Consider the following 11,130-nt stretch of genomic DNA (forward strand, 5'->3'; position numbering starts at 1 on the left):
CCTTGCTCTGTTACTAATTTTATTATTTCCATCTTGTATTCTACTGAAAATTTCTTTCTTTTAGTCATTTGATTAACACATCCTTATCTGTACTTATTATACATACTTTTCTATGTGTCTATCAAATAGGGTATACTCCAAAATTAAAATTAAAAAAGTACAACGAAAATAGTCATAGTATAGAGGTGTTAACATTTGATGACTTATTATCTAATTCGGAGAGATTATTAGAAAATTTACTTTCATAAATTTCTTAAAATATAAAAACTTCTTGTGCAAAATTATATAATTTAGAGGCTTTTATAAAGAAATTATCTTTATTCAAAAATGTTGAATTAGTATATTTAGTAAAAGAATATAACAAAGTATTTATAATAACTTACGTTAAATTACAATTTTATAATAAATGATGTATAATAATTTTATAAAGATGTGGTATTTATTACCATGATTTAAAATTTATAAAAATTATATTTTAAAAAAATACTCGAATTATAAATTTTTAAAGGATATTGATAGAATACGTTTCTATTTTTGAAATAGGGGGATATGAGATGAGTAACTTTACATTCTTAAAAGAAAAATGGCCAATCCTAGAAAACCTAGGAACATTAGCAGAAAGAAATCTTTACATAGATTCAAATACTACATTCATTAAATGTGGTATGTTTGGTGAAATTGTGGTTCAATATATGTTTTCTATGGAAGATATTGATACTACTTTAATAGCTCATGATAATAATCACAATAATAGAATTAAGTTATTAAAAAAGGAAGATTTAATTCCAGAAGACATTGATAATATACTTCATATGCTTAGAATAAAGAGAAATAGTGCTGCTCATGAGTGGTATGAAGATGTTGAAAAGGCAAAGGTTCAATTAGAATTAACCTTTAAATTAGCTGTCTGGTTTATGCAGACTTATGGAGATTGGAGTTTTGAACCTAGCGCATTTAAGATGCCTGATAAGCAAGAAAATGAGTATGGAGATAATGTTAATGATATATCTAAAGAATATGAGGAAAAATATAAAGCTTTAGAAGCTGAACTTAATGCTTTAAAAACTCAAGAAAAGGATAAAGAAGAGTTGGAAAAGCGTAGGGAGCAAGGTAGAAAGGCTAGTAGAAGAATTGAACTTAGTGAAGCTGAAACAAGAAGAATTATAGATGATCAATTAAAATCAGCAGGATGGGAAGCTGATACTATTAATATAAGATACTCAAAAGGGACAAGACCTCAGAAAGGAAGAAATTTAGCTATAGCTGAATGGCCTACTTATTCAATGGAAAAAGGTAATGGTAAAGTTGATTATGCATTATTTATTGGAGAAAAATTAGTTGGATTTGTAGAAGCTAAAAAATATTCTAAAGATGTAGCTGGAACTATGATTGAAGCTAAAAATTATGCTGTAGGGGTAAAAGAAGAACATGAGGTTTATGTTATTTCTAAATGGAATGATTATAAAGTACCATTTTTATTTGCAACTAATGGCAGAAAATATATAAAAGAAATTGAAGATAAAAGTGGTGTTCATTTCTTAGATTGCAGAAATGCAAGAAACAATGATAAAGTTCTTCAAGGATGGTATTCTCCAGAAAAGCTTGAAGCTATGCTCGAGGAGAATATTGAAGAGGCTAATAAGAGTTTGGATGAATTAAACTTTGAATTTTTGAAGTCAGAAAACAGTATAGGTCTTAGAGATTACCAAGTTGAAGCTATAAAAGCAGTAGAGAAGGTTATTACAGAAGGAAAAGAAAGATCAGCTTTAGTAACTATGGCTACAGGCACAGGAAAGACAAGAACTGTATTAGGTTTGATTTATAGGCTGATTAAGACTAATAGATATAAAAGAATTCTATTTTTAGTTGACAGAACTTCATTAGGCGATCAAGCATTTGATACATTTAAAGAAGTAAAGATAGAAGATCTAAAGACTTTAAATCAAATTTACAATATTAATGGTCTTGATGAAAAGCTTATTGATAAAGAAACTAAAATTCATTTAGCGACTGTACAAGCTATGGTTAAGAGAATCATGTACAATGAAGATGAAACTAATGTGCCTTCTGTTGGTGACTATGACTGCATAATAGTTGACGAAGCTCACCGAGGATATACTTTAGATAAAGAAATGACTGATACTGAAGTTGACTGGAGAGACGACAGAGATTTCTTAAGTAAATATAAAAAGGTAATAGAATATTTTGATGCGTTTAAAGTAGCTCTTACTGCTACACCAGCTCTTCATACAACAATGATCTTTGGAAATCCTGTATATAACTATAGCTATAGAGATGCTGTTATCGATGGATATCTTGTAGACCATGAACCACCTCACCTTATAGAAACTGAACTTACTCAAAATGGAGTTCATTATAATAAGGGAGATAAAGTAGCTAAATATAATAAATTTACTGGCGAGCTTATTAATGGAGCAGAATTAGAAGATAATATTGATTTTGAAATAGATCAGTTTAATAAAAAAGTAATTGTAGAAGCTCATACAAGAGCAGCGCTTGAAGATGTCGCAAACTATATAGATCCTGAAAATGATAAAGGGAAAACCTTGATATTTGCAGCTAGTGATGCTCATGCTGATATGATAGTTAGATTATTAAAAGATATTTATAAAGAAACTATTGGTGGGGTTGATGATAATTCAATTTTAAAAATAACAGGTGCTATAAAAGATCCAGATCTTGCTATTAAGAAATTTAAAAATGAGACTTATCCAAACATAGCAGTTACAGTAGATTTGTTATCTACAGGAATTGATGTCCCTAAAATAGATAAGATAGTATTCCTAAGAAGAGTAAAGTCAAGAATACTTTATGAACAAATGTTAGGTAGAGCTACAAGATTATGTGATGAGATTCAAAAAACACATTTTGAGATATTCGACTGTGTTAGGCTTTATGAGGCCCTTAAAGATATGACAAATATGAAGCCAGTTGCTGCAAATGCTAATGCAAGTTTTAAAATATTAAAGGAAACTTTAGAAAGATCAGAAAGCATAGAAGAAAAAGAAGCAGTAGTTAACAAGGTAATAGCAAAATTACAAAGGAAAAAGAAATTAATTGATGAAAATGAAAGATTAATTTTTAAAAGCCTTTGTAATGATAAAACACCAGAAGAATTTATTAATGAATTAAGAGGTGTTGATGCTGAAACAGCTGCAAAAGAAATAATTAGAAATAATTCATTGGTGGAATATTTAGATGAAAAATACACTAATGAAGAAATAATAATAGTTTCTGATAAAGAAGATAAGGTAGTGTCACATACAAGGGGATATGGAAAAGGCAAAAAGCCAGAAGATTATATTGATGAGTTTAAAAAGTATATTGAAGAAAATAAAAATACTATTCAAGCTTTAGAAGTAGTCTGCACAAGACCACAAGATTTAACAAAGGAATCTTTAAAACAGCTTAAAGCCATATTAGATAATAAAGGATTTAATGAAGAATACTTAAAGACTGCATGGAAAGACTTGAATAATGAAGAAATAGTAGCAGATATAATTGCATTTATAAGACAACAAGCTTTAGGAAGTCCACTGGAATCAAATGAGGAAAGAGTTAAAAGAGCAATTTCTAAGATCAAGAAAGAATATTATTTTACAAAACCTCAAGAAAATTGGTTAAGCAGAATAGAAAAAGTAATGTTAAAAGAAGTAGTTATTGACAAAGAAACATTAAACACAGGAAGTTTTAAAGCTCAAAGTGGTGGGTTTGACAGATTAAATGAAAAGATGTTTAATGGTAACTTAGAAGATATAATAAATAAACTAAAAACATATATGTTTGAAGATAAGGGGATTAGCTAGATATGAATACACAAGAAATAGTAAGTAAACTTTGGAATCTTTGTAATGTACTAAGAGATGATGGAATAACATATCATCAATATGTAACAGAATTAACTTATATCCTTTTCTTAAAAATGGCAAAAGAAACAGGATCAGAAGGAAAAATTCCTGAAGGATATAGATGGGATGATTTAAAATCTAAAAGTGGAATAGAACTTAAGACATTCTATAAAGAATTATTAAATCATTTAGGAGAAGAAAGCACAGGGACAGTACAGCAAATATACCAAGGTTCAGCTACTAATATAGATGAACCAAAGAATTTAGAGAAAATAATTACAACTATTGATGGATTAGACTGGTATTCTGCTAAGGAAGAAGGTCTTGGTAATCTTTATGAAGGATTATTAGAAAAGAATGCATCAGAAAAGAAATCAGGTGCAGGGCAATACTTTACACCAAGAGTATTGATAGATGTAATGGTTAAATTAATTGATCCAAAGCCGGGTGAAAAATGCAATGACCCAGCAGCAGGAACTTTTGGATTTATGATTGGCGCTGATCATTATATGAAAGAAAAAACTGATAATTATTTTGATTTAGATACAGATTTGCAAGAATTTCAAAGAATTAAAGCATTTTCAGGCTGTGAATTAGTTCATGAAACTCATAGATTAGCACTTATGAATGCTATGCTTCATGATATAGAAGGAAACATAATCCTTGGAGATACATTAACTAATGAAGGTAAGAAGATGAAAGATTTAGATGTAGTTCTTTCTAACCCTCCATTTGGAACTAAAAAGGGTGGAGAAAGAGCTACAAGAGATGACTTGACTTTCATGACATCAAATAAGCAATTAAACTTCTTATAACACATATACAGAAGTTTAAAAGCAGATGGAAAGGCAAGGGCGGCAGTAGTATTACCAGATAATGTTTTATTCCAAGAAGGTGATGGAACTAAAATAAGAGAAGACTTAATGGATAAATGTAATTTACATACAATATTAAGACTTCCAACAGGTATTTTCTATGCTCAAGGAGTTAAAACAAATGTATTATTCTTTACAAGGGGTACTTTAGATAAAGACAATACAAAGGAAGTATGGTTCTATGATTTAAGAACAAACATGCAAAACTTCGGTAAGACAAATCAATTAAAGGAATCACATTTTGATGATTTCGTAAAAGCGTATACAGCTGAAAATAGAGAAGAAGTGCAAGATGAAAGATGGAATAAGTTTACTAGAGAAGAAATTAAAGAAAAGAATAATAATTTAGATTTAGGACTTATCAAAGATGATTCAATCTTAGATTACGAAGACCTACCAGAGCCAATAGAAAGTGCAGAAGAAGCAGTAGCAAAGCTTGAAGAAGCAACTGACTTACTTATGAGTGTTATTAAAGAATTAAGAAGCTTAGAGAAATAGGGAGAGTAGAATGAATGGCTAAGAAGAATTTGACTTTAGAAGAAAAGCTGGAAGAGGCTATTGTTAAGGCTGGACCTTATGAGGTGCCTGGGAATTGGGTGTGGAGTAAATTACAATATATTTTTGATAATGTTACAAGTAGCAACAAAAAGTTAAAGCAAAGTGAGTACAAAGAATTTTCAGAAGAGTTTAGTATTCCTATCATTGACCAAGGTGAAAACTTTGTAGGAGGTCATTCAGATAAATTTGAACTAACTTATGATGGGGAATTACCTATATTAGTGTTTGGTGACCATTCAAGGTGCATTAAATATGTAGATTTTAATTTTATACAAGGTGCAGATGGAGTAAAAATATTATTGCAAAGAGACATGAATACAAAATATTTATACTATATGTTAAAAAACTTAAGGCTGCCTGATAAAGGGTATAGTAGGCATTATAAATTTTTAAGAGAAGAACTTATGCCAATTGCACCATTAAAAGAGCAACAAAGAATTGTTGATAGAATAGAAAGCCTTTTTGAAAAGTTAGATAAGGCTAAGGAATTAATTGAAGAGGCTAGAGAGGGATTTGAGAAGAGGAAGAGTGCTGTCTTGGATAAGGCTTTTAGTGGAGAGCTAACAAGAGAATGGAGAAAGTTAAATAGTAATCAGCATAAACCTTTGTCGGATGAAGAGTTAGAATTTTTAAGAAATAAATATTATGATGAATTTTGTTCTGTCTCAGGTAAAAAATCTAAGTTGAAGGAATCATGCAAGATAGATATTAAAGGAAAGACAAAAGGGATAGATAAATTATATGATTTGCCTAAAAGTTGGAGATGGGTTTCTATAGGTCAAATAACATGGGGGATTAGTGATGGACCTCATTTTTCACCTAATTATACACCGAGTGGAGTACCAATAATATCATCAAGGAATGTTAAATATAAGAAAATAGATTTTAGTGATGCAAAGTATGTAAGTTATGAAGATTATTGTGAATTTATTAAAAGAGGTAGACCAGAAGTTGGAGATATTTTGTTAACTAAAGGAGGAACAACTGGTATAGTAACAATGATAGATAGTGATGTTGAATTCTGTATCTGGGTTCATGTAGCGCTATTAAAGCTAGTTAGAAATATTGCTTATCCAGAATATATAAGAGATGTTTTACATTCTAACTTATTATATAATCAATCTCAGGCACAAACTCATGGAGTCGCGAATAGAGATTTAGGTTTAACCAGAATGGTATATATGGCATTGCCGCTTCCCCCAATAAACGAACAAAAGGAAATAGTAAGAATTTTAGGTAAGCTTTTAGAAGAAGAATCTAAAATAGAAGAACTTACCCAATTAGAAGAACAAATTGAATTAATAAAGAAATCAATTTTAGCAAAGGCTTTTAGGGGGGAACTTGTAACAAACTCAGAAGAGGATGAAAGTGCTTTGGAGTTATTGAAGGAAATATTAATTAAAGAATAAATAAATCCAAGATTCAAATATAATTTTTTTGTATAAATTTCTTGAAGTTATGTTATATTGGTGATAGGAGGAAAATAAAGTGATTTTCTCCTCCTACTTGATTAGATTCATAAGATATTTTTCCGAAATTAAAGATCTATTTTGTATTTAAGCTCTTTTTTATAAAAGTAATGTAATCAGAAAAATTCAATTCTTCTGGTAAATGGTAATTATCTTCATTGTACACATCTATGGTTATATTTAATAAGTATTCAAATTTATAAATTAGAAAGCCATAGTTAAACTCTTTAGCTAAGTCATAGCCTTTATCCACCCAATATTGATAATCTATATGATTAATAGAGTTTAGAAAGCTAGAGAAGTAGTATATACATTCTACATAATAATATTTAATATGTTCAAGGTTTTTTAGTGCATTCAAATAATGCTCAATTGTTAGCTCATTATCCTCTTCAATAAAGGCATACATCATGTCTTGCAAACCAAGTGTGTATGGATTTGTCACAACTAGAGCATTAATGGTTTCTTTATCTAATTTTTCAAGTTTTGATTTTAAATAGTGAATTTGCATTTTTTCTAAATGATCTTTAGGATAAACATTATCTATGTAGGTCATAAGCTCTTCTTTATTTAATTTACCTTGGTTAAAATCTTGTTCGAAATCAAAAAAATCTTTTTCATCATTTAGTGGAATAATGTTTTTATATTTACCTAATTCAAATACACCAGTATTATAATATGATGGTCGAGATAGTTTGTTATTAATTATCCATTTAGAAAATTCAAATGATTTGCCTTCATAGAAATAAAGATAAAAAGCATCTGCGATAATTGATTTAAAAATACTGTTTTTATTTGTTATACAATTAAAATTAGTAAATGAAATTACTTGATTAAGCTTCTTGAAAGAAGTTTCAAAATCACCCCAATAATAATACGCATTAATTTTAATGATATCAAATAATAGAGTTCCATCCGCAAGCTCATCAAAATAACCTTCAAGTTGTGATATTTCATGTATAAATCTATCTAAACAATTATTATGTTGACTATATCCTGAGAAATCATCTATGTAGTCTAGTTTGTAAAGTTTATCCATTTTGTAATCTTCAAACTTATTAATATAGGTAATGGACTTGAAAAAATTATTACTTTGGTCATCAAATAATTCGTAAGCAAGTTTAGCATTTGTTTTAGCTATCTTATTTATTTGTTTTAATAAAAAAGAATTATAATTAAAAGCTTCTCTAAAAAATAGAATTTTATTTTCTTCTGACCTTTGATTAAATGTATATTCTGCAAATCTTTTTATTATGGACTGTAACTTAATACTTCCATTAATTAAATCAACTAAAGATTTATTATCAAGTGACTTTAGATCTCCATCTCTTATTGGATTTAAAGATAAATTTTTAGAGCAAGTCTTAAAAAATAGTTTAAAGTTTTCCATGGATATTCCGTCTGGAAATAATGAAAGTAATTGGAAAGCAAGCTTTTCTTTATCATTTAACTTTTTATATGAATAATTTATTGATTGATATAAAGATTTTGATTTTTCAATATTTTCATCGCATTCATTTATATAAATATTATCTGTATATTCATTTAGAGTATTAAAGAAATCTGTTTCTAATTCTTGTTGTAATATTTGAATACTTTTTCCTTTTGGTAAGTTGGAAGTGACTATTTTAATAGCTAAAGGATTTTTATTTAGCAAAGTTTCTATAATATCAGATTTTAAACACTGCATTTCATCTTTTTCAATTTTATACTTATATTTTTTACAAAACAATTCAACTGCTTCATCTGTTGTAAAATCCCGTAATGTATAAATATCTTCAATTTGTGAATTTGGAAACACAGTCTCTCTTGATGTGAGAACTATAGTGGAATAATCACTAATAAATCTTAATAGTTCCTGAATTTCCAGATTGTCTTCAATATATAACAGTGTTTCAAAATTATCTAAAATAATTAAACTATTTTTATCACAATTATTCAATGTAACATAATCCTTAAAATTTATTGTGTTATCTAATTCAAAACACTGAGCAATTTTGTGTTCAAATTGCTTAAAATTCTCAATATGTTCTAAATCAATAAAATAGATTCCTTGATCAAAAAAACCTCTTTTAGAAAATTCGTAAGCACATTTTTTTGCAATAGTAGTCTTACCAATTCCACCTGAGCCTTTAATTGTAAGAATTTGTCCCTTTGATCGTAAAACTAATATTTTTCTTATTATGGATTCTAAATCAGAATTTCTTCCGACAAATTCTGCTAATGCTTTAGTATCAATTGAATTCGACATATTTGTTTTAAGATTGATTATATTTGCTTCACCTTGACAAAGCATAATCGGTTCAAGTTTATCTAAGTTAATGTATTTAAGGTTAGAAGTTATATATTTGTAATCATATCGCCTGAATAGTTTAAAAATAACATCTTTCATTTTATTTTTATCTTGTCTACAAATAATAAAAGGATAAGAAAGGGTATTTTCGAGTTCTATTTCATCATTGATAAAACAAAATATTCCTTTTAGGTTTTTGCAATAAATATTATCTTCTAGATCAGTTAAGGTTACAAAATTGCTTTTAAAATATTCATCTTCAGCGCATAATTTATTTTTAAATACTTTAGATAATATAATAAAGTAATCATATCCTTCCAATTCTCGTATTGTATCTAAAGAAAAATAATAACAGTCTATATGTACATCAAATTTAACAAAGTTTTTTGTGAGATCATTAAAGCTAAATTCATATGGATTATCAATAGGGGAGGCAAGTAGTAAGGCAATCTTAATTTTAGATTTTTCAGTATTAACTACTGTATCCATCGTTATATTATCTGTGGTAACGGAGACTTCTTTTGCTGCTATACTTTTAGATCGTTTTATAATTACCATTTCATCTAATATTTCTTCCAAAGCCATCTCCCAATTACTAATTTTTATAACATTAGTACTATAACGGCTAAAATCGTCCTCGTTTGTAGAGAAAATGAAGTGTTTATTTATAAAACCATCAAAGATCTTGTTCATATTTTCAAAAATATTACATACATAGGGATCCTGTAAGCTAAATCCTAAAAATATAATAGTATAATCAGTAAATATTTTCTTTAGTTGAAAAAGTACTGATTTCTCGTCTCCATTGTATAGGTTCTTATAATTTTCTTCGAATAAAATACATTCAGAGACATCTTCTATACTGCCATGCATTTTAAGTAGGTATTCATTTTTTTTAGTTAGTTGTGCTATTTCAAAACATTGAGTATATACCGTAGGGATAATCTTAGGATTTGCAGATTCTAGTATAAGATCATAATTAGTAGTTATAATTTTGTTTGTTATCTCCCAAAGTTTTTTATGTCTATTCAGTTTATCATCAGTAATATCAAAATTTACTAAGAATTTCTCCTTAATTATTTCGTAGATATCTGTTTTATCACTTTTAATTTTCTCAAGTATTTCAATAGCTGTAAAAATGTTATCTTGAAGAACAGGTATAAGATTTCTACGTGAAGGATTATCGTTAGATAATTTATTTAAAATTTCTATAACTAAATCATTCCATGTTGGAAATCCTAAAGGTGCAGAGGCACCAGAACCTATAAAAAATACTAGTGTATCATTTTCTATAGCTTCTTTTATTCTACTATGTAATTTAGTACTCATTTAATCACCATCCTAAATATACAATTTGACATATTTAATTAGAATCCTTCCTTATTATAATTAAGTTATATAATTTTGTAATTAGTAGCGATAATGTAATAAATTAAAAAATGATAGAAGAATTAAATGGGAATTAGTTAGATAAAACCATGTGAAGAATTATTTTAGCCTTAATCTCCATAGTTATAAATATAAATTAAGTATAGTATATATGATTGAAGCAATAATTTAGAGGAAAATAGTTGAATAATTTTTATAATCATATAATAGAATCAGTATCAGAAAAGGAAGTTTCCGATTTATATATTGAATACTTAAGAAAATACATTAAGTATGACAAGGTTACTTATATTTACAATTGTGATGGATATTTAGAGGGAACTATAAAATATGATAGCACAAATCGTATAATAAATTTACTAATGGAGTTTAAGAAAGACAAAGACTTTCATAATAAAAAGGATAAATGTGAAGTCATTTTACAAGCATTATTTTATGTTAGAGAAATCATAAATAAATCGTGCAAAAAACCTGAAGTTTTATTAGTAGGAGATAAGAATACTTGTTTTGTAATTAGAATTGAAGATATATATGGATATTGGAGTATACCCTATTTGATAGACACATAGAAAAGTATGTATAATAAGTACAGATAAGGATGTGTTAATCAAATGACTAAAAGAAAGAAATTTTCAGTAGAATACAAGATGGAAATAATAAAATTAGTAACAGAGCAA

The 11,130-nt window shown here is 27.8% G+C and carries 4 protein-coding genes and 1 pseudogene; 4 read left to right on the forward strand and 1 reads right to left on the reverse strand.

The window, feature by feature from the left end; translation table 11 throughout:
• The first annotated feature begins 554 nt into the window (after positions 1-554).
• The 3 genes and pseudogenes from hsdR to LLF98_RS09435 all read left to right on the forward strand — a co-directional run bounded on the left by hsdR (position 555) and on the right by LLF98_RS09435 (position 6,711).
• The gene (hsdR, locus tag LLF98_RS09425) at positions 555-3,827 is read left to right on the forward strand and encodes a type I restriction-modification system endonuclease (RefSeq protein WP_291702947.1); all 3,273 of its coding nucleotides are present in this window, start codon (positions 555-557) and stop codon (positions 3,825-3,827) included.
• Between the two features lie 2 nt (positions 3,828-3,829).
• Positions 3,830-5,242 (forward strand): annotated as a pseudogene (locus LLF98_RS09430) (N-6 DNA methylase).
• A 14-nt stretch (positions 5,243-5,256) separates the two neighbouring features.
• On the forward strand, positions 5,257-6,711 hold the full coding sequence (locus tag LLF98_RS09435) for a restriction endonuclease subunit S (protein WP_291702949.1): 1,455 nt from the start codon (positions 5,257-5,259) through the stop codon (positions 6,709-6,711).
• Positions 6,712-6,847: 136 nt separating this feature from the next.
• On the opposite strand, the gene LLF98_RS09440 is transcribed toward LLF98_RS09435, so the two are convergent.
• Positions 6,848-10,393: an SIR2 family protein gene (locus tag LLF98_RS09440; RefSeq protein ID WP_291702950.1), complete on the reverse strand. Its 3,546-nt coding sequence runs from the start codon at positions 10,391-10,393 to the stop codon at positions 6,848-6,850.
• Between the two features lie 242 nt (positions 10,394-10,635).
• Between LLF98_RS09440 and LLF98_RS09445 the strand changes: the two genes are divergently transcribed.
• Positions 10,636-11,022: a hypothetical protein gene (locus LLF98_RS09445; protein ID WP_291702951.1), complete on the forward strand. Its 387-nt coding sequence runs from the start codon at positions 10,636-10,638 to the stop codon at positions 11,020-11,022.
• Positions 11,023-11,130: the final 108 nt, after the last annotated feature.

The sequence above is a fragment of the Clostridium sp. genome (assembly GCF_021372645.1).
Lineage (GTDB): Bacteria > Bacillota > Clostridia > Clostridiales > Clostridiaceae > Clostridium.